General features: G+C 71.7%; 18 protein-coding genes. 14 read left to right on the top strand and 4 right to left on the bottom strand.

Annotated elements, in window-relative coordinates:
* Positions 1-54 precede the first annotated feature (54 nt).
* The gene (locus tag EAO72_RS38215) at positions 55-1,521 is read left to right on the top strand and encodes a sialate:H+ symport family MFS transporter (RefSeq protein WP_148021579.1); all 1,467 of its coding nucleotides are present in this window, start codon (positions 55-57) and stop codon (positions 1,519-1,521) included.
* Positions 1,522-1,582: 61 nt separating this feature from the next.
* Here the strand turns inward: EAO72_RS38215 and EAO72_RS38210 are convergent, their stop codons facing one another.
* Positions 1,583-2,809 (bottom strand): acetyl-CoA C-acetyltransferase, encoded by a 1,227-nt coding sequence (locus tag EAO72_RS38210; protein WP_148021578.1) that lies wholly within the window; start codon positions 2,807-2,809, stop codon positions 1,583-1,585.
* Positions 2,810-2,959: 150 nt separating this feature from the next.
* On the bottom strand, positions 2,960-3,862 hold the full coding sequence (locus EAO72_RS38205; protein ID WP_148021577.1) for a LysR family transcriptional regulator: 903 nt from the start codon (positions 3,860-3,862) through the stop codon (positions 2,960-2,962).
* Positions 3,863-4,046: 184 nt separating this feature from the next.
* Here EAO72_RS38205 and EAO72_RS38200 point away from each other — a divergent pair, with 184 nt between their 5' ends.
* From EAO72_RS38200 to EAO72_RS38185, 4 genes are all read left to right on the top strand, one after another.
* Positions 4,047-4,964 (top strand): CoA transferase subunit A, encoded by a 918-nt coding sequence (locus tag EAO72_RS38200; RefSeq protein WP_148022275.1) that lies wholly within the window; start codon positions 4,047-4,049, stop codon positions 4,962-4,964.
* 47 nt (positions 4,965-5,011) lie between these two features.
* Entirely contained in the window at positions 5,012-5,788 is a 777-nt protein-coding gene (locus tag EAO72_RS38195; RefSeq protein ID WP_148021576.1) for a CoA-transferase subunit beta, read from the top strand.
* A 50-nt stretch (positions 5,789-5,838) separates the two neighbouring features.
* On the top strand, positions 5,839-7,386 hold the full coding sequence (locus tag EAO72_RS38190; protein ID WP_148022274.1) for a 3-hydroxyacyl-CoA dehydrogenase: 1,548 nt from the start codon (positions 5,839-5,841) through the stop codon (positions 7,384-7,386).
* 116 nt (positions 7,387-7,502) lie between these two features.
* Entirely contained in the window at positions 7,503-7,904 is a 402-nt protein-coding gene (locus tag EAO72_RS38185) for a VOC family protein (protein WP_148021575.1), read from the top strand.
* Between the two features lie 4 nt (positions 7,905-7,908).
* On the opposite strand, the gene EAO72_RS38180 is transcribed toward EAO72_RS38185, so the two are convergent.
* Entirely contained in the window at positions 7,909-8,658 is a 750-nt protein-coding gene (locus EAO72_RS38180; RefSeq protein ID WP_148021574.1) for a helix-turn-helix domain-containing protein, read from the bottom strand.
* A gap of 153 nt (positions 8,659-8,811) precedes the next feature.
* A complete protein-coding gene (locus EAO72_RS38175; RefSeq protein ID WP_148022273.1) occupies positions 8,812-9,921 on the bottom strand; it encodes a YihY/virulence factor BrkB family protein in 1,110 nt (369 codons plus the stop codon).
* A 74-nt stretch (positions 9,922-9,995) separates the two neighbouring features.
* Here EAO72_RS38175 and EAO72_RS38170 point away from each other — a divergent pair, with 74 nt between their 5' ends.
* The 9 genes from EAO72_RS38170 to cysD all read left to right on the top strand — a co-directional run bounded on the left by EAO72_RS38170 (position 9,996) and on the right by cysD (position 18,358).
* Entirely contained in the window at positions 9,996-11,633 is a 1,638-nt protein-coding gene (locus tag EAO72_RS38170; RefSeq protein WP_148021573.1) for an acyl-CoA dehydrogenase family protein, read from the top strand.
* 352 nt (positions 11,634-11,985) lie between these two features.
* Positions 11,986-13,176 (top strand): GAF domain-containing protein, encoded by a 1,191-nt coding sequence (locus tag EAO72_RS38165; RefSeq protein WP_148021572.1) that lies wholly within the window; start codon positions 11,986-11,988, stop codon positions 13,174-13,176.
* A gap of 81 nt (positions 13,177-13,257) precedes the next feature.
* Positions 13,258-13,866: a GNAT family N-acetyltransferase gene (locus EAO72_RS38160; RefSeq protein ID WP_148021571.1), complete on the top strand. Its 609-nt coding sequence runs from the start codon at positions 13,258-13,260 to the stop codon at positions 13,864-13,866.
* 206 nt (positions 13,867-14,072) lie between these two features.
* Positions 14,073-14,156, top strand: a complete 84-nt coding sequence (locus EAO72_RS43900; protein WP_309486338.1) for a putative leader peptide — start codon at positions 14,073-14,075, stop codon at positions 14,154-14,156.
* A 114-nt stretch (positions 14,157-14,270) separates the two neighbouring features.
* Positions 14,271-15,968 (top strand): nitrite/sulfite reductase, encoded by a 1,698-nt coding sequence (locus EAO72_RS38155; protein ID WP_148021570.1) that lies wholly within the window; start codon positions 14,271-14,273, stop codon positions 15,966-15,968.
* Positions 15,965-16,144 (top strand): IS1 family transposase, encoded by a 180-nt coding sequence (locus tag EAO72_RS38150; RefSeq protein WP_148021569.1) that lies wholly within the window; start codon positions 15,965-15,967, stop codon positions 16,142-16,144. The genes EAO72_RS38155 and EAO72_RS38150 overlap by 4 nt, the downstream gene beginning before the upstream one ends.
* Positions 16,141-16,857 carry a phosphoadenylyl-sulfate reductase gene (locus EAO72_RS38145; RefSeq protein WP_148021568.1) on the top strand — a complete coding sequence of 239 codons (717 nt, stop codon included), beginning with the start codon at positions 16,141-16,143 and terminating at the stop codon, positions 16,855-16,857. Before EAO72_RS38150 ends, EAO72_RS38145 begins: the two co-directional genes overlap by 4 nt.
* A gap of 23 nt (positions 16,858-16,880) precedes the next feature.
* Positions 16,881-17,426: an adenylyl-sulfate kinase gene (gene cysC, locus EAO72_RS38140; protein ID WP_401961581.1), complete on the top strand. Its 546-nt coding sequence runs from the start codon at positions 16,881-16,883 to the stop codon at positions 17,424-17,426.
* A complete protein-coding gene (gene cysD, locus EAO72_RS38135) occupies positions 17,423-18,358 on the top strand; it encodes a sulfate adenylyltransferase subunit CysD (protein WP_148021566.1) in 936 nt (311 codons plus the stop codon). Before cysC ends, cysD begins: the two co-directional genes overlap by 4 nt.
* Position 18,359: the final 1 nt, after the last annotated feature.

Genomic DNA, 18,359 nt, shown 5'->3' with positions numbered 1-18,359 from the left:
CCCGCGGGACGGCTGTTCAAATGACCGGGCACCGTCCCGCACCCTGGAGTCACCGTGCAGACCTCGTCACCCCCCACGCTCCCCTGGTACCGCCAGGTCAGCCGCACCCAGTGGAAGTCGTTCTTCGCCGCCTGGATCGGCTATGTCCTCGACGGCTTCGACTTCGTGCTGATCACCCTCGTCCTGACCGAGATCAGTGACGAGTTCGGCCTGAGCACGGTGCAGGCGGCCAGCCTGATCTCCGGTGCGTTCATCACCCGCTGGCTGGGCGGCGCCGTGCTCGGCGCCATCGGCGACCGCTACGGCCGCAAGCTCTCCATGGTGCTCAGCATCCTGCTGTACTCGGTGGGTACCTTCGCCTGCGGGTTCGCCTGGAACTACACCAGTCTGTTCGCCGCCCGGCTGGCCATCGGCATGGGCATGGCCGGTGAGTACAGCGCCAGTTCCACGTACGTCATGGAGAGCTGGCCCGCCGCCCTGCGCAACCGGGCCAGCGGCTTCCTGATCTCCGGCTTCTCGGTCGGCTCGGTGCTCGCCGCCCAGGTCTACGACTGGGTGGTCCCCTCACTCGGCTGGCGCTGGATGTTCTACCTGGGCCTCATCCCGATCGCCATCGCGCTGTGGATGCGGCGCGCGCTGCCGGAAGCCGAGGAGTGGACGGAGTCCGTCGCGGACAAGGGCGCGAAGCCCCATCCGTTCCGGCCGCTGTTTCTCACCCGGGCCCGGGCCACCGCCAACACGGTCCTGGTCGTCCTCGCCACGGTCTCGCTGTTCCTCGTCTTCACCCCGGGCGGGGCCGGGATGGTGCCGGTGCTCTCCGTGATCGCCGGACTCTCGCTCGCCGCCTTCGCGGTGCAGCTGGGCGGGAAGCGCGGCTGGGTGCTGTACCTGTCGATGATCGTGACGCTGTTCTTCGCGTTCCTGTACTCGTGGCCCATCCAGGCCCTGCTGCCCACGTATCTGAAGACCGAGCTGGGCTACACCACGGAGCAGGTCACCGACGTCCTGTACTTCGCCGGCTTCGGCACGATGGCCGGCTGCTGGGTCGCGGGCTTCCTGGGCGACTGGATCGGCACGAAGAAGGCGTACGCGCTGACGCTGCTGGCCTCACTCGCCTTCGTCTATCCGGTCTTCGCGGTACGGGACAACCTGATGCTGCTCGGCATCCTGCTCTTCCTGCTCCAGGCGACGAGCTTCGGCATCTCCGGGCTGCTCCCCCGCTACATCGGCGGCCACTTCCCGACCGCGAGCCGGGGCGCGGCACTCGGCTTCACGTACAACGTGGGCGCCCTCGGCGGGGCGGTCGCCCCGGTCCTCGGGGCGCATCTCGCCTCCGGGATGGACCTGGGGCAGGCGCTGGCGGTGCTGACGTTCGCGGGCACGTTGATCGTGGTGCTGCTGGTGGGCTTCGACGTACCGGCGCGGCTGAACCGGCTGACGGACCCGGACGCGGAACGGGACCACCTGGCGGACGTGGCACCGGCGCCGGCGGCCGGCGCGCGCGTGCCGGCGAAGCGCTGATCCGCAAGCCCGAGGAGTCCGGGCCCGGGGCGGACGGGTCCGCCGCCGGGCTCGGCAGGTCTCAGACCGCGAGGCGCTCGAAGACCGCGGCGAGGCCCTGGCCGCCGCCGATGCACATGGTCTCCAGGCCGTAGCGGGCCTCGCGGCGGTGCAGTTCCCTGGTGAGGGTGGCGAGGATGCGGGCGCCGGTGGCGCCGACGGGATGGCCGAGCGAGACCCCGGAGCCGTTCACGTTGATCCGCTCCTCGTGGTCCTTCTCGCCGAGGCCCAGTTCGCGGGTGCAGGCCAGCACCTGGGCGGCGAAGGCCTCGTTGAGCTCGATCAGGTCGAGGTCGGCCAGCGTGAGTCCGGCGCGGGCGAGCGCGGTGCGGGTGGCCGGGACGGGGCCGATGCCCATGGTGGCGGCGGGCACGCCCGCGCGTGCGAACGAGACCAGCCTGACCAGCGGGGTGAGGCCGAGGCGCTCCGCGGTGGCCGCGCTCGTCACCAGGCAGGCCGCCGCCGCGTCGTTCTGGCCGCTGGCGTTGCCCGCGGTGACCGTGGCCTCCGGGTCGGACTTGGCCAGGATGGGGCGGAGCCCGGCGAGCTGTTCGGCGGTGGTGTCGGGGCGGGGGTGTTCGTCGGCGGTGACGACGGTTTCGGCCTTGGGGGTCTTCACGGTGACGGGGACGGTCTCCGCCTCGTACCGGCCCTCGGCCATGGCGCGGCCGGCGCGCTGCTGCGAGCGCAGGGCCAGGGCGTCCTGGTCGGCGCGGCTGATGCCGTACTCACGGCGGAGGTTCTCCGCCGTCTCGATCATGCCGCCGGGCACCGGGTGGTGGACGCCGCCCGCGGTGACCCGGCCCCGCGCCAGGGAGTCGTGGAGCTGGAGGCCGGGGCCCTTGATGCCCCAGCGGCCGTCGTGCGTGTAGTACGGGGCCGCGCTCATCACGTCGACGCCGCCGGCGATCACCACCTCGCTGAACCCGGCCCTGATCTGCATCGCCGCGTCGAGGACGGCCTGGAGACCGGAGCCGCAGCGGCGGTCGGTCTGGAGGCCGGTGACCGTCTGCGGGAGCCCGGCGTCCAGAGCGGCGACCCGGCCGATGGCAGGGGCGTCCGAGGACGGGTAGGCGTGTCCGAGGATCACCTCGTCGACCCGGTCGGGATCGATCCCCGTGCGGGCGACGACCTCGGCGATGACGCGGGCGGCGAGGGCGGCGGGCTTCTGCCCGGCGAACGCCCCGCCGAAGCGGCCGATGGGGGTACGCAGCGGTTCGCAGATCACGACATCGTTCGGGTCGGGCACAGCGGGGCCTTTCCGGGAGCGGGACGGAGTCCGGAAGCAGGACAGAGTCCGGGAGCGGGACAGAAGAAGACAGAGGTCTGACACGACCCTCGCACCCGCGACTGAGTCGGTCCAATATCCAGTTCCCCCTGATTCAAGACGCTGCGCGTCTCAATCGGCCGGGCGAGGGGTGGGCAGCGCGTCCTCCGCCACGGCGAGCACCGCGCGCAGGGCGGCCGAGGGGTTGTCGGCCCGCCAGGCCAGAGCCGCCTGCCGTCTGATCGGCGGTCCGGCGAGAGGCCGGTAGACGAGACCGCTCTGCTGGATGTGCTGGACGGACGTGACGGTGAGGGTCACCCCGACGCCCGCGGCGACCAGGGCCAAAATCGTGTACGAGTCGGGGGCCTCCTGCACCACCCGCGGGTTGAACCCGGCGGCCTCGCAGGCCCCGACCATGGCGTCGCGGACGGTGGAGCCGGTGTTGGCGGGGAACGAGACGAACGGCTCCCCGGCCAGCACCTCCAGCGGAACGCTGTCCCGGGCGGCGAGCGGATGGTCGGAGGGCAGTGCGCACACCAGCTCCTCCTCGTCGATCACCCGGAAGGTCACACCCGGCTGCGTCACCGGCAGCCGCACGAACCCCAGGTCCAGCGAGCCGTCCGCGACCCGGGCGAGCGCGACGTTGGCGTACGTCTGGCCGGTCATCACGAGCTCGATCCCGGGGTGGGCCGCGCGCACCGCCCGGGTCAGCCGGGGCAGCGTCTCGTGGCTGGAGGCTCCCGCGAAGCCGATGCTGACCCGCCCGTACTCGCCGCGGCCGGCCGCCTTCGCGGCCCGTACGGCGGTGTCGAGGTCCTCGATCACGGTCCGCACCGGCTGGAGGAAGGACTCCCCCGCACTGGTCAGCCGCACCGAGCGGGTATTGCGCTCGAAGAGCTGGACGCCCAGTTCCTTCTCCAGCTGACGGATCTGCTGGCTCAGTGGCGGCTGGGCCATCTGCAACCGCTTGGCTGCCCGGCCGAAGTGCAGTTCCTCGGCCACGGCGACGAACGCGAACAGATGGCGCAGTTCCATGCCCGTACCTCCCTCGACACCTTGGCAGCTTGGCAGCTTGGCACCCATTGATAGCTCGTTCGTCTTGATCCGAGCTTAATTCGGTATTGGACGCCGAACAATGAGCGCTGGCACCGTGGGGCGACGCGCGCGCCCGCACACGCAGAGGAGCACCGTGGCCCTGACGGACCGGACCGACAAGTCGATGTCGATGAAGGAGGCGATCGCCGCCTTCGTCCAGGACGGCGCCACCGTCTGCCTCGAAGGCTTCACGCATCTCATCCCGACCGCCGCGGGTCACGAGATCATCCGCCAGGGCCGCCGCGACCTCACCGTCGTACGGATGACCGCGGACATCGTCGTGGACCAGATGATCGCAGCGGGCTGTGTGACGCGGCTGGTCTCCTCGTTCGTCGGCAACTCCTCGGCGGGATCGCTCGGTGAGCTCCGCCGACGGGTGGAGAGCGCGGACCCGGCGCCCCTCGCGTTCGAGGAGTACAGCCACTACGGCATGATCTGCCGCTATCTCGCCGGCGCGCAGCGGCTGCCGTTCCACCCGCTGCGCTCCTACGGCGGCAGCGATCTTCCCTCCGTCAACAGCGATATCCGCAAGGTCACTTCGCCCTATCCCGGCCCGGACGGCGAGCCCGAGCAGATCTACGTCGTACCGCCCGTCAACCCGGATGTGACGATCATCCACGCCCAGCGCGCCGACCGCCGGGGCAACACCCAGATATGGGGACTGACGGGCGTCCAGGCCGAGGCGGTGTACGCGGCGGACAAGGCGGTCGTCGTCGTGGAGGAGATCGTGGCCGACGAGGTGATCCGCTCGGACCCCAACCGCACGCTCGTCCCCGCGCACGCCGTCGACGCGGTGGTCTGCTGCCCGCGCGGGGCGCATCCCTCCTTCGCCCAGGGGTACTACGACCGGGACAACGCCTTCTACCGGGCCTGGTCGCACATCAGCAAGGACCCGCGGCGGCTCCAGGACTGGCTGGACGAGTGGGTGCGCGGCACGGCGGACCACGCGGAGTACGTCGACCGGCTGGGCGAGGAGTTCTGGGCGGGGCTCGCGGTGGGCGAGGCGCTCAGCGAGCCGGTCGACTACGGGCGCCGGCTGTGAGCGGCTCCGGAGGAACTGCCGCCGCAGAGCACGGGAAGGGACCGGCCGTGACCGTCACCGCACCGGACGCCGTCACCTCGTCCGAGCTGCTCGCCGTCGTCGCCTCCCGCGAACTGGCCGCGCGCCGGACCGTGTTCGCCGGAATCGGACTGCCGACCCTGGCCACCGAACTGGCCCATCTGACGGTCGCCCCGGACATCGAGGTGGTGTACGAGTCCGGGGTCTGCGGCGCCCACCCCGCGCGACTGCCGGAGACCATCGCCGACGCCGTCCTGATCACGGGGGCGGAGGCGGTGATCTCGATGCCGATGCTCTTCGGCTGTGTCCTGCAGGGCGGTCACATCGACGTGGGCTTCCTCGGCGCCGCGCAGATCGACCGCTGGGGCAGCCTCAACACGTCGGTGATCGGCGACTGGGCCGCCCCGGCCGTCCGGCTGCCCGGGTCGGGCGGCGGTGTCGAGGTGATGGCGAACTCCCGCGAGGTCTTCGTGGTGATGCGCCGTCACCATCCGCGCTCCTTCCCCGCGGAGCTCGACTTCTGCACCACTCCGGGGCCCGACCGCGCGCTCGCCGACGGCATCCGCCCACTGGGCTCCGGCGTCACCCGGGTCATCACCGAACTCGGCATCCTGGCCCGCGAGGGCGTCGGAGAGGAACTGCGGCTGGTCGCCGTCCAGCCGGGGGTCACCGTGGAGCAGGTGCGGGCCGCGACCGGCTGGGAGCTGCGGGCCGCCGACACGGTCGACGAGGTGCCACCCCCGACCGCGGCGGAGTTGCGGCTGCTGCGCGAGGATGTCGACCCGGACCGCGTGTACCTGCGCTGATCCGCAGTCGCCCGTCCGTCACCCGCCCCATCGAGAGGACCATGACCACCATGCGTATCAGGATCGTCGGCGCCGGAGCCATGGGCCGCGGCATCGCCCAGTGGGCGGCCGTCGCCGGACACACCGTGGAGCTGTGCGACGTGCGGGCGGAGGCGGTGGCGGAGGCGGCCGCTTTCGTACGGTCCATGCTGGAACGGGCCGTGCGGAAGGGCCGGATGACGGCCGAGGAGGCGGCCGGCGCCCTGGAGCGGCTGGTCGCGCTGGACGACCCGTGGGCCGCAGGCCCGGACGTCGAGCTGGTCATCGAGGCCGTACGGGAGGACCTGGCCACCAAGACGGAGGTCTTCGGCAGGCTGGAGGCGGTGCTGCCCGCGTCGGCCGTCTTCGCCACCAACACGTCCTCGCTCTCCGTGACCCGGATCGCCGCCGCGCTGAAGGACCCGACGCGTCTGGCCGGGCTGCACTTCTTCAATCCGGTCCCGCTGATGCGGATCGTCGAGGTCGTGCCCGGTGCCGCGACGCGGCCCGGGATCCCGCCGCTGCTGACCGCGCTCGTGGAGAGCTGCGGGCACCGTGCCGTCACGGTCGCCGACACGCCCGGCTTCCTCGTCAACCATGCCGGGCGCGGGCTGGTGACGGAGGCGCTGGCGCTGCTGGAGGAGACGGTCGCCGACCCGGCGGACATCGACCGCGTCGCGCGGGACGTGCTGGGTCTGCGCATGGGTCCGTTCGAGCTGATGGACCTGACCGGACTCGATGTGACCGCCGCCGTCATCGACTCGATCTGGGACGGCTTCCGGCACGAGGACCGGCTCCGGCCCTCGTATCTGACCCCGAACCGGGTGGCGGCCGGGCTGCACGGGCGCAAGACGGGACGCGGCTGGTTCCCGTACGGACCCGAGGCCGCCGCGCCCGCATCGGAGGCCCCGGTCACCGGTGACCGGGACCGGCCGGTGCACATCGTCGCCGCGTCCCCGGCCACGGACGACGCGGTGGCCCTCCGGGAGGCTCTGTCGGCGGCGGGCGCCACGGTGGTGACCGGCGCCGACGTGCCTGCCGGGGCGCTGGTCCTGGTTCCGGTCTGGGGCACCACGGTCGCCTCGGCCGTGGCCGCGCACGGGCTGCCCGCGGGGCGCACCTTCGGGGTGGACCCGCTGCCGCCGGCCGGGCGCCGCCGGGTGCTGGCCGTGACTCCGGCCGTGGAGGCCGCGGCGGCACGGGACGCCCGCGCGGTGCTGGCGCGGGCCTCGGACGGCGGCGAGCCGTTCGCGGTGTCGGTGGTCCGGGACACCGCGGGCTCGGTCGCGCAGCGGCTGCTCGCGTCGATCGTGTCGGTCTCGGCGTCGATCGCGGAACGCGCGCTGGCGACGCCGGGCGACATCGATCTGGCGGTGACGACCGGTCTCGGCTATCCGGTGGGCCCGCTGGCCTGGGGCGACCGCATCGGCGCTGCCCGGATGCTGGAGCTGCACCGGGCGCTGCACGCCACGACGGGCGACCCGCGCCACCGCCCGACCCGCTGGGTCACCGAACGCGCGGCGCTGGGGCTGGCGCTGACGGACCCGGGCACCTCGCCGGCGGACTGCCTGGAGGCTTGAGGCGTGCCGTTTCGACCGGATCGGGGAGCGGGGCCCCGCAGTGTGAGGACTGGGGGCCGGGTGAGGCGTCCGATTCGTTCAAGACCGTGGGCCGGACCCCGGCCTACGGTCGTCCCATGACACCACGACTCGACGCCTTCTCCCTCACGACTGCGGATCTGGCCGCGTCACTCGCCTTCTACCGCCGGCTGGGCCTCGGTATTCCGCTCGGCGCGGAGTCCGCACCCCATGTCGAAGTGACGCTTCCGGGCGGGCAACGGCTGCTGTGGGACACCGAGGACGTCGTCCGCTCCTTCGATCCTCGGTGGGCGGCGGCAGACGGCGGGGAGCGGCTGGGTCTCGCCTTCCTCTGCGACAGCCCGGCGGAGGTCGACGCCGTCTACGCCGAGTTGACCGGCGCCGGGTACCGGGGCCATCTGGAGCCGTGGGACGCGGAGTGGGGACAGCGGTACGCGGTGGTCCTGGACCCGGACGGCTGCGCGGTGTCGCTGTTCGCCGCCGCCGACGGGACCCCTTGAGGCCTTACGTTCGGATCACGCCGGGCTCGGGCGGTCCGGCCTGATCCAGAACCTGGGGAGCATCCGCGAAGTACGCGGTCAGGGTGGTACCGCCAAGCTCGCGCATCTCCCGGGCGAGATGTGCCTGGTCGGCGCAGCCTGCCAGGAGAGCGGCCTCGGCGTACGGCTTCCCCGCCCGGACGAGGGCCAGTGCCCGCTGCAGCCGCAGGACCCGGGCGAGCGTCTTGGGGCCGTAGCCGAAGGCGGCCAGTGAGCGGCGGTGGAGCTGACGGGCGCCGAGGCCGACCGTCTGCGCGGTCTGTGCGACGGTGCGGCCGCCGTCCAGTTGCGCGGCGACGGACCGCATCGCCGGGTCCGGCGGCCGGGTGTGCGCGGCCCGGCGCACGGCGATGTCCTCCAGCGCGGCGGCCGGATCGGCGGCGCAGGCGACCCGCTCGGTGAGCTCCCGGACCAGGGCCGACGGCCACAGATCGGCCAGGGCGACGCGGCGGTCCCGTAGCTCGTGCGCCGCCACGCCCAGCAGGGCGGGCGCCGTGCCGGGGGCGAAGCGGATGCCCGCGTAGCTGCCGCCGTCCGCTCCGGAGGGGGCTTCCGCGCGGGTGTCCGGGCCCGCGACGAGGAGCCTGCCGCCGATCCAGAGCAGGTCCATGCAGCCATCGGGGAGCACCGGGTGGAACGTTCCCCGCGGCACGGTCAGGGTCCAGACCTTGGCACCGTCCACCCGTGACCCGCGCTCTTCGTAACGATCGCCCATGGCACCAGTGTCGCCGACCGGCGGGGAGCGGGCGCAACGGTCATCCCGGGGCGGTCATGGCGGCGCCGATGGAGTTCACCGCCCGCAGCGCCGCGACGGTGACAGCCGGGGCCGGCCGGGATGCTCCGGTTGCGCGGCCGGACGGGGCGGGGCTCAGTCGCCGTGCGGCTGCGGCTTGTCCGCTTCCTTCTCGCGGCTCGGCTGCAGCCGGGACTTCACGTCGTCCGGCGGCAGGAACCGGGACCAGCGCTCGGGGAACTCGGACGGCATGTACGGGCTGTCGCCTTCGTCCCCGTCCCCTTCGTCGTCCCAGTCGCCGTACCGGCTCTCCGCCTGGGTACGGGCCACGAACTCGGCGGCCTGGGCCGCGCGCACCCGGTCGTTGGCCGCGCGGGCCGCCGCTGTCGCCACCGAGGGCCACACCCGGTCGATGGCCGCGTTGACCGCGGCGCCCACCAGCACCGCGAACGCGGAGATGCCGATCCACAGCAGGACCGCGATGGGAGCGGCCAGGGATCCGTAGATCGTGGGCCCCTCGACGGTGCTGGTGAGGTAGATCCGCAGCAGGAAGCTGCCGAGCACCCACATCGCCAGCGCCATCAGGGCGCCCGGCATGTCCTCGATCCACGGCGAGCGGACGGGGACGGAGACGTGGTAGAGCGTCGTCAGGAAGGCGATGGACAGCAATATCACCAGGGGCCAGTACAGGACGCTTATGAGCTCGGTGCCCCAGGGGATGAACTCCACGACCCGGTCGGGACCGACGACCAGCAGCGGCAGTACGACCGCACCCAGCAGCAGCGCCACCACGTACAGCAGGAAGGCGAGCATCCGGGTCTTGACGATGCCGCGCTGGCCGTCGAGCCCGTACATGACGGTGATCGTGTCGATGAAGACGTTGACCGCGCGGGAGCCGGACCAGAGCGCGATCGCGAAGCCGATCGAGATGACATCGGGCCGGGCCCCGGTGGTGACGTCCGCCAGGAGCGGTTTGGCGAAGTCGTTGACGCCGCGCTCGGAGAGCACCGTGTGGGCGGCGCTCAGGATGTTGCGCTCGATGGAGGCCACCGTCGCGGTGCTGGTCCACTCGTCGACGTACCCGAGCAGGCCGATGAGTCCGAGGAGCAGCGGGGGCAGGGACAGCAGGGTGAAGAACGCCGCCTCGGCGGCGAGTCCCAGAATGCGGTACTCCATGCACGAGTTCACGGTGTCCTTCAGCAACTGCCAGGCCAGTTGCCGCTTGGACACGTTGCGGTAGAGCACTCTGGCCCGGTGGAGCCGGCCCGGTGGCCGCTCGGGTGTTTCATTTGCTGCCTGCACGTCCTTACCGTATCGGCATGGCAGCCACCACCCACACAGTGTCCAACCAGGCCCCTCCCCTCCTCGGCTACGACGTCTTCGGCGCGGACCGGGTCCTCACCGAAGCCGTGGAACGGCACCTCCCGGCCGACCTGCTCGACGATGCGCGCGGCGGTCTCGCCGAGCTCGGCAGGTCCGCCGGATCCGCCCAGGCCGCGGAGTGGGGGACGCAGGCCAACGACAATCCGCCGCGGCTGCGCACCCATGACCGCTACGGCAACCGCGTCGACGAGGTCGAGTTCCATCCGGCCTGGCACCGGCTGCTCGGCCACGCCGTCACCGCCGGTCTCACCGACGCCTGGGACCGGCCGGGCGGGCATGTACGCCGGACCGCCGGCTTCCTGGTGTGGACGCAGGCCGAGGCGGGCCACGGCTGCCCGCTCTCCATGACGCACGCGGCGGTACCCGCGCTGCGGACCGATCCGGCGGTGGCGCAGGAGTGGGAGCCGCTGCTGACCTCCCGGGTGTACGAGGAGGAGCTGCGGCCGGCCGGGCAGAAGGCCGGGGCGCTCCTCGGGATGGGCATGACGGAGAAGCAGGGCGGCACGGACGTGCGGTCCAACACGACGCGCGCCGAGCCGCTGTCCGGTGAGGGCGAGTATCTGCTCACCGGGCACAAGTGGTTCTGCTCGGCTCCGATGTCCGACGGGTTCCTGGTGCTGGCGCAGGCCCCCGGCGGGCTGACGTGTTTCCTGCTGCCCCGGGTGCTGCCCGACGGCACCCGCAACGTGTTCGCGATCCAGCGGCTCAAGGACAAGCTGGGCAACCGGTCCAACGCCTCGGCCGAGGTCGAGTTCGACGGTACGTGGGTGCGCAGGGTCGGTGAGGAGGGGCGCGGGGTGCGCACCATCATCGACATGGTGGCGGCGACCCGGCTGGACTGTGTGACCGGTTCGGCGGCGCTGATGCGGCAGGCGGTGGCGCAGGCGGTCCACCACTCCACGTACCGCAGGGTGTTCGGCGGGCCGCTGGCCGACAAGCCGCTGATGCGTAACGTGCTGGCCGATCTGGCGCTGGAGTCGGAGGCGGCGACGGTGCTGGCGATGCGTCTCGCCGCGGCGTACGACGCCGGGACCGAGGACGAGTCGGCGTTCCTGCGGATCGCGGTGCCGGCGGCGAAGTACTGGGTGACGAAGCGGTGCGCCCCGCTGGTGGCCGAGGCGCTGGAGTGCCTGGGCGGCAACGGCTATGTGGAGGAGTCGGGGATGCCCCGGCTGCTGCGCGAGGCGCCGCTGAACTCGATCTGGGAGGGCTCGGGGAACGTACAGGCGCTGGATGTGCTGCGTGCGCTGCAGCGTGAGCCGCTGGCGCTGAACGCGTTCCTCCAGGAGGTCGGGCGGGCTCGGGGCGCCGACCACCGGCTCGACCGGGCGATCAGGGACCTGCTCACCGAGCTCGCCGATCTGCAGGGCATCGAGGCGCGGGCCCGCCGGCTCGTGGAGCGGATGGCGCTGGTGCTGCAGGGTTCGCTGCTGGTGCGCTGGGCCCCGCCGGAGGTCGCCGACGCGTTCTGCGCGTCACGTCTGGGCGGGGAGTGGGGTGCGGCGTTCGGAACGTTGCCGCACACGCTGGACCTGGCCTCGGTCGTGGAACGGGCCCGGCCCGTGGAGCGCTGATCCGGGCGGGGCAGCAACAGGGGGTGGTGCTGCGCCGACACGGCACCACCCCCCATGCTGTACACACCGGACTTCGGGGCCGAAACCCCACCGTGCGGTGTACCGCCACTCTCGTACGGCCGGGGGACCGTCGCCAGAGTTGCAGAGGGTTGCAACCATTGTGTGGAGTTGCGACACCGGGAACCGCGACGCGGCAGGATGACCCCGTGGCCCTTGGCACGGTCCTGGTTCTGACGCTGGCACTGGCACCTAGGGGGATCCGGACGTGGAGACAAGTCCTGTCGATGTGAGGCGCCCTGCCGGGCGGGAGGAGCGGGCCACGCGCCTGCTCCACCGCGCCCGGGAGGCGCGGATGGCCGGCCAGAGGATGCCGGTCCAGCCGCGGGCGGAGATCGGGGCCTCGTGGGACCGGGTGCTGCGCAGCGGAATCGATCCGGAGCAGACCACGCAGAGCGTGCTGCTGGAGCTGGAGGAGATCGAGCACCGGCGCCGGAGTTCCGCGCTGGGCGAGGTCATGCCGCTGCTCAGTGACGGCCTGGTGAGCATCGCCGACGCCTCGCAGCAGATCATGGTGGTCACCGATGTGGAGGGCCGGGTGCTGTGGCGCCAGGGCAACACGGGCATCCTGCGCCGGGCGGACGACATCTGTCTGGCCGAGGGCGCCGCCTGGTCGGAGGAGATCACCGGAACCAACGCGATCGGTACCGCGCTCGCCTCGCGCGCCCCGGTGCAGGTCCACTCCGCGGAGCACTTCGTCCGCAGTCTGCACGGGTGGACGTGCGCGGCGGCCCCGGTGCGCGATCCGCGCGACGGCCGCCTGATGGGGATCGTCGACATCAGCGGTCCGGCGAACACCTTCCATCCCACGACGCTCGCCCTGGTCGGGTCGGTGGCCCGGCTGGCCGAGAGCGAGATCAGGACCCGGCACCTCCAGGCCATCGACCGGCTGCGTTCGGTGGCGGCGCCGATGCTGTGCCGGCTGGGGGGCCGGGCGCTGGCAGTGGACGCGAACGGCTGGCTGGCCGCGGTGACCGGGATGCCGCCGGTGGACCGGCTGCCACTGCCCAAGTCCGTGCAGCCTGGCCGTGTGTGGCTGCCCTCGCTCGGGATGTGCCGGGTGGAACCGCTGCCGGGCGGGTGGCTGGTGCAGGTGGCCGACGGTGCGATGGACACCCCGCCGCGCCGGGTCGTGCTGGATCTGAGCATGCCGGGCCGCCTGACGGTGAACGTGGTGAGCCCGGTGGGCACGTGGACGCAGCGGCTGTCCCCGCGCCACGCCGAGCTGCTGTACGCGCTGGCCCGGTGCCCCGAGGGGCGTACGGCGTCCGAGCTGGCCGAGGACATCTTCGGCGATCCGACCAGGACGGTGACGGTCCGGGCCGAGATCTCCCGGCTGCGCCGCCATCTCGCGGAGGTGCTGGCCCACCGCCCGTACCGTTTCGGGGAGGGCGTCGAGGTCGAGGTGATCGGTCCGGAGCATCCGGGCGATCTGCTCCCCCGGTCGAAGGCGCCGGTGGTGGTGGCGGCCCGCAGCGCCTCATGAACCCGTGTCCCCGCAGGCCCGGGGCGCCTGGGGCCGGTACCGGCTTGGGCCGGGCAGGCGGGGCATGGTTTTCTGGCCGTCATGAGCAACCCCGAGCGTCCCTCCGACCCCGCCCTCGCCGAGGTGACCGTCTGGTCCCTGGAGCAGACCTCCCCCGACGATCTGCAGCCCTCGGCCGTGCCCGGCCCGCAGGTGCGGATCGTCAGGTCGGAGGTGCCGCTGCCCGAGTTCAGCCGCTTCCTCTATACGGCCGTCGGCGGCGACATCCAGTGGACGGACCGGCTGTCGATGACGTACGCGCAGTGGCAGGAGGTGCTGGACCGGCCGGGCGTGGAGACCTGGGTGGCGTACGTGGACGGGACGCCGGCCGGGTACGTGGAGCTGGACCCGCAGGACGACGGCGCGGTCGAGATCATGTACTTCGGTCTCCTCCCGGCCTTCCGGGGCCGCCGGATCGGCGGGCATCTGCTCTCGTACGGGGTCGCCCGCGCCTGGGACCTGGCGGAGCGGTGGCCGGAGCGGCCCGCGACGAAGCGGGTGTGGGTCCACACCTGTTCCAAGGACGGGCCGCACGCGATGGGCAACTACCTGCGCCGCGGTTTCCGGCTGTTCGACACCAGGACGGAGCTGGAGCCCGACGTCGCCACCCCGGGTCCGTGGCCCGAGTCCGGCCGGGCGCCGCTTCTGTAGGACCTCTCGCAGGAACCCTTCATCGGAGCGCCCGGAAGAAGCGCTTGTAAGACATGTAAGAAATGCACATGGTTGTCCGGTATTCCGGCCACCAGGCGCCCGTCATCCACGTGACGGGCGCCACATCATCTCACGTGTCGGGACAGTCTCGTCCACATCATGGATAGTGGTGGACTGCCCGGAGACCCGCGTGACACGCTTCCGTCATGTCTGGAACTGGAATTGCCTTGGTGAGTCGACGCCACGTCGACCTCGGCCGCATGTCCAGCGCCATCTGTCCGGCGAGCTGAGAGTTCCAGCACCGCCGCGATCACCCTTTCTCTGCAAACCCTGCGCACCGCCGCGCCCAGACGCGAGTGTGCAGTTCAGAGCCGCCCTCCTGCAGTCCCGAAGGACGTACTGTCATGGCCGCTACCCCGGAACAGCCCGCGCCCGCCGCGCCCCGCCGTAAAGCGGGCCGCCACCGTGGCGAAGGTCAGTGGGCCCTGGGGCACTACACCCCGCTGAACGGCAATGAGCAGTTCAAGAAGGACGACGACAGTCTCAACGTGCGGACACGCATTGAGACGATCTACTCCAAGCGCGGGTTCGACTCCATCGACCCCAACGACCTTCGCGGACGCATGCGCTGGTGGGGGCTGTACACCCAGCGCAAGCCCGGCATCGACGGCGGCAAGACCGCCGTGCTGGAGCCGGAGGAGCTGGACGACCGCTACTTCATGCTGCGGGTCCGGATCGACGGCGGCCGGCTGACCGTGGCCCAGCTGCGGGCGATCGGCGAGGTCTCCGAGAAGTACGCGCGGGGCACCGCCGATGTCACCGACCGGCAGAACATCCAGCTGCACTGGATCCGCATCGAGGACGTTCCGGCCATCTGGGAGAAGCTGGAGGCCGTCGGCCTGTCCACGACGGAGGCCTGCGGCGACTGCCCCCGAGTGATCATCGGCTCCCCGGTGGCGGGGATCGCCGCCGACGAGATCATCGACGGGACCCCGGCGGTCGACGAGATCCACGACCGCTACATCGGCAGCAAGGAGTTCTCCAACCTGCCGCGCAAGTTCAAGACCGCGATCTCCGGCTCGCCCGTGCAGGACGTGGTCCACGAGATCAACGACATCGCCTTCGTCGGCGTCGTCCACCCCGAACACGGCCCCGGCTTCGACCTCTGGGTCGGCGGCGGCCTCTCGACCAACCCGCGGCTCGCCGAACGCCTCGGCGCCTGGGTGCCGTTGCACGAGGTCTCCGACGTCTGGGCCGGCGTGGTCGGGATCTTCCGGGACTACGGCTACCGGCGGCTGCGCACCCGTGCCCGGCTGAAGTTCCTGATGGCCGACTGGGGCCCCGTCAAGTTCCGTCAGGTACTGGAGGACGAGTACCTGAAGCGTCCCCTGCTCGACGGCCCCGCGCCCGAGCAGCCCAGCAGCCGCTGGCGCGACCACGTGGGCGTCCACGAGCAGCAGGACGGCCGCCGCTACGTCGGCTTCGCGCCCCGTGTCGGCCGGGTCGACGGTCCCACCCTCACCAAGATCGCCGATCTGGCGGCCGCGCACGGATCGGACCGGCTGCGCACCACGGTCGAGCAGAAGATGCTGATCCTCGACGTGGAGCCGGATCAGGTCGACTCCCTGGTGGCCGGCCTCGAGGAGCTCGGCTTCCAGGTGAAGCCGTCACCCTTCCGCCGCGGCACGATGGCCTGCACGGGCATCGAGTACTGCAAGCTGGCGATCGTCGAGACCAAGGCGCGCGGCGCCTCGCTCATCGACGAACTGGAGCGCCGCCTCCCGGAGTTCGACGAGCCGCTCACCATCAACATCAACGGCTGCCCCAACGCCTGCGCCCGTATCCAGACCGCTGACATCGGCCTCAAGGGCCAGCTCATGCTGGACGACGAGGGCAACCAGGTGGAGGGCTACCAGGTCCACCTGGGCGGCGCGCTCGGCCTGGAGGCCGGCTTCGGCCGCAAGGTCCGCGGCCTGAAGGTCACGTCGGCCGAACTGCCCGACTACGTCGAGCGGGTGCTCGGGAACTTCCAGAAGGAGCGCGAGGACGACGAGCGCTTCGCGACCTGGGCGGCCCGGGCCAGTGCGGAGTCGCTGTCATGAGCGAGCGCGCCGCACCGTTCCACTGCCCGTACTGCGGCGACGAGGACCTGCTCCCGCACGAGGCCGGTCACGGAGCCTGGGAATGCGCCTCCTGCAACCGGGCGTTCCAGCTGAAGTTCCTGGGCCTGCTGGCCCGGGGGCTGGAGCGCAACAACGGTGAAGGGGACGGGATATGACGGACACTCTGCAGGCCGACAAGCTCTCGGCGGCCGAGCTCAGGGAGCTGGCCGAGCGCGCGGGCCGCGAGCTGGAGAACGCCTCCGCCCTGGAGATCCTCCAGTGGGCCACCCGCACCTTCGGCAAGCGGTTCTGTGTGACGTCGTCGATGGAGGACGCGGTCGTCGCGCACCTCGCCTCCCGGGCGCTGCCCGGGGTGGACGTCGTCTTCCTCGACACGGGCTACCACTTCCCCGAGACGATCGGCACCCGTGACGCGGTGGACGCGGTGATGGACGTCAACGTCATCACACTCACCCCGCGGCAGACCGTGGCCGAGCAGGACGCCGCGTACGGCCCGAAACTGCACGACCGCGACCCCGACCTCTGCTGCAAGCTGCGCAAGGTCGGGCCCCTGGAAAAGGGCCTGACCTCGTACACGGCCTGGGCCACCGGGCTGCGCCGCGACGAGTCCCCCACCCGGGCGAACACCCCGGTGGTCGGCTGGGACGAGAAGCGGCAGAAGGTCAAGGTCTCGCCGATCGCCCGCTGGACCCAGGACGACGTCGACGCGTACGTCGCCGAGCACGGGGTGCTCACCAACCCGCTGCTGATGGACGGTTACGCCTCCGTGGGCTGCGCCCCCTGCACCCGGCGGGTGCTGGAGGGCGAGGACGCACGGGCCGGACGCTGGGCCGGGCGCGGCAAGACCGAATGCGGGCTGCACGACTGATGACGACTGATCAGGAGACTTCGATGAGCGTGACGGAGACGGGAGCCACCGTCTGGCTGACCGGTCTGCCGAGCGCGGGCAAGACCACCATCGCGTACGAACTCGCCGGGCGGCTGCGCGGCGAGGGCCACCGGGTGGAGGTGCTCGACGGTGACGAGATCCGCGAGTTCCTCTCCGCGGGCCTCGGCTTCACCCGCGAGGACCGCCACACCAACGTCCAGCGGATCGGCTTCGTCGCCGAACTGCTGGCGGCCAACGGCGTGAAGGTGCTGGTCCCGGTCATCGCCCCGTACGCGGACAGCCGCGACGCGGTCCGCAAGCGGCACCAGGCCGAGGGCACCGCCTACCTGGAGGTGCATGTCGCCACTCCGGTCGAGGTGTGCTCGGTGCGCGATGTGAAGGGGCTCTACGCCAAGCAGGCGGCGGGCGAGATCAGCGGGCTGACCGGGGTGGACGACCCCTACGAGGCGCCCGAGTCGCCCGATCTGCGGATCGAGTCGCACCAGCAGACCGTGCAGGAGTCCGCGGCGGAGCTGTACGCGCTGCTGAGCGAGAGGGGTGCAGCGTGACGACCGTCGCGACTGTGTCGGAAGGCACCGACAATCCGTACGCACTCAGCCACCTGGACTCCCTGGAGTCCGAGGCCGTGCACATCTTCCGTGAGGTGGCGGGAGAGTTCGAGCGGCCGGTGATCCTCTTCTCCGGCGGCAAGGACTCCATCCTGATGCTGCACCTGGCGCTCAAGGCGTTCGCGCCCGCGCCGGTGCCGTTCACGCTGCTGCACGTGGACACCGGGCACAACTTCCCCGAGGTCCTGGAGTACCGCGACCGCACGGTCGCCGAGCACGGGCTGCGCCTGCACGTCGCCTCCGTCCAGGAGTACATCGACGCCGGCAAGCTCCGCGAGCGGCCCGACGGCACCCGCAACCCGCTCCAGACCGTGCCGCTGACCGAGGCGATCCAGCAGCACCGCTTCGACGCCGTGTTCGGCGGCGGCCGCCGCGACGAGGAGAAGGCGCGCGCCAAGGAGCGGGTCTTCTCGCTGCGCGACGAGTTCTCCCAGTGGGACCCGCGCCGTCAGCGCCCGGAACTGTGGCAGCTCTACAACGGCCGGCACGCCGCCGGTGAGCACGTGCGGGTCTTCCCGATCTCCAACTGGACCGAGCTCGACGTGTGGCAGTACATCGAGCGCGAGGGCATCGAGCTCCCCCAGATCTACTTCGCCCATGAGCGCGAGGTCTTCAACCGCTCCGGCATGTGGCTGACCGCGGGCGACTGGGGCGGCCCCAAGGAACACGAGACGGTCGAGACCCGTCAGGTGCGCTACCGCACCGTCGGCGACATGTCCTGCACCGGCGCCGTCGACTCCGACGCCACCACGCTGGACGCCGTGATCACCGAGATCGCCGCCTCCCGGCTCACCGAGCGGGGCGCGACCCGCGCCGACGACAAGATGTCCGAGGCCGCGATGGAAGACCGTAAGCGCGAGGGGTACTTCTAAA

The sequence above is a fragment of the Streptomyces sp. OR43 genome, assembly GCF_008042275.1.
Classification (GTDB): domain Bacteria; phylum Actinomycetota; class Actinomycetes; order Streptomycetales; family Streptomycetaceae; genus Streptomyces.
Note: the sequence above shows the minus strand (reverse complement) of the source record. Positions and strands in the feature narration are given on the sequence as shown.

What these genes read in the sequence shown, in the direction of transcription:
- EAO72_RS38205 (WP_148021577.1), bottom strand. Translation starts at nt 3,862, where the DNA reads ATGGAACTGCGCCATCTGTTCGCGTTCGTCGCCGTGGCCGAGGAACTG.
- EAO72_RS38200 (WP_148022275.1), top strand. Translation starts at nt 4,047, where the DNA reads ATGTCGATGAAGGAGGCGATCGCCGCCTTCGTCCAGGACGGCGCCACC.
- EAO72_RS38190 (WP_148022274.1), top strand. Translation starts at nt 5,839, where the DNA reads ATGCGTATCAGGATCGTCGGCGCCGGAGCCATGGGCCGCGGCATCGCC.
- EAO72_RS38185 (WP_148021575.1), top strand. Translation starts at nt 7,503, where the DNA reads ATGACACCACGACTCGACGCCTTCTCCCTCACGACTGCGGATCTGGCC.
- EAO72_RS38180 (WP_148021574.1), bottom strand. Translation starts at nt 8,658, where the DNA reads ATGGGCGATCGTTACGAAGAGCGCGGGTCACGGGTGGACGGTGCCAAG.
- EAO72_RS38170 (WP_148021573.1), top strand. Translation starts at nt 9,996, where the DNA reads ATGGCAGCCACCACCCACACAGTGTCCAACCAGGCCCCTCCCCTCCTC.
- EAO72_RS38165 (WP_148021572.1), top strand. Translation starts at nt 11,986, where the DNA reads ATGGCCGGCCAGAGGATGCCGGTCCAGCCGCGGGCGGAGATCGGGGCC.
- EAO72_RS38160 (WP_148021571.1), top strand. Translation starts at nt 13,258, where the DNA reads ATGAGCAACCCCGAGCGTCCCTCCGACCCCGCCCTCGCCGAGGTGACC.
- EAO72_RS43900 (WP_309486338.1), top strand. Translation starts at nt 14,073, where the DNA reads ATGTCTGGAACTGGAATTGCCTTGGTGAGTCGACGCCACGTCGACCTC.
- EAO72_RS38155 (WP_148021570.1), top strand. Translation starts at nt 14,271, where the DNA reads ATGGCCGCTACCCCGGAACAGCCCGCGCCCGCCGCGCCCCGCCGTAAA.
- EAO72_RS38150 (WP_148021569.1), top strand. Translation starts at nt 15,965, where the DNA reads ATGAGCGAGCGCGCCGCACCGTTCCACTGCCCGTACTGCGGCGACGAG.
- EAO72_RS38145 (WP_148021568.1), top strand. Translation starts at nt 16,141, where the DNA reads ATGACGGACACTCTGCAGGCCGACAAGCTCTCGGCGGCCGAGCTCAGG.
- cysC (WP_401961581.1), top strand. Translation starts at nt 16,881, where the DNA reads ATGAGCGTGACGGAGACGGGAGCCACCGTCTGGCTGACCGGTCTGCCG.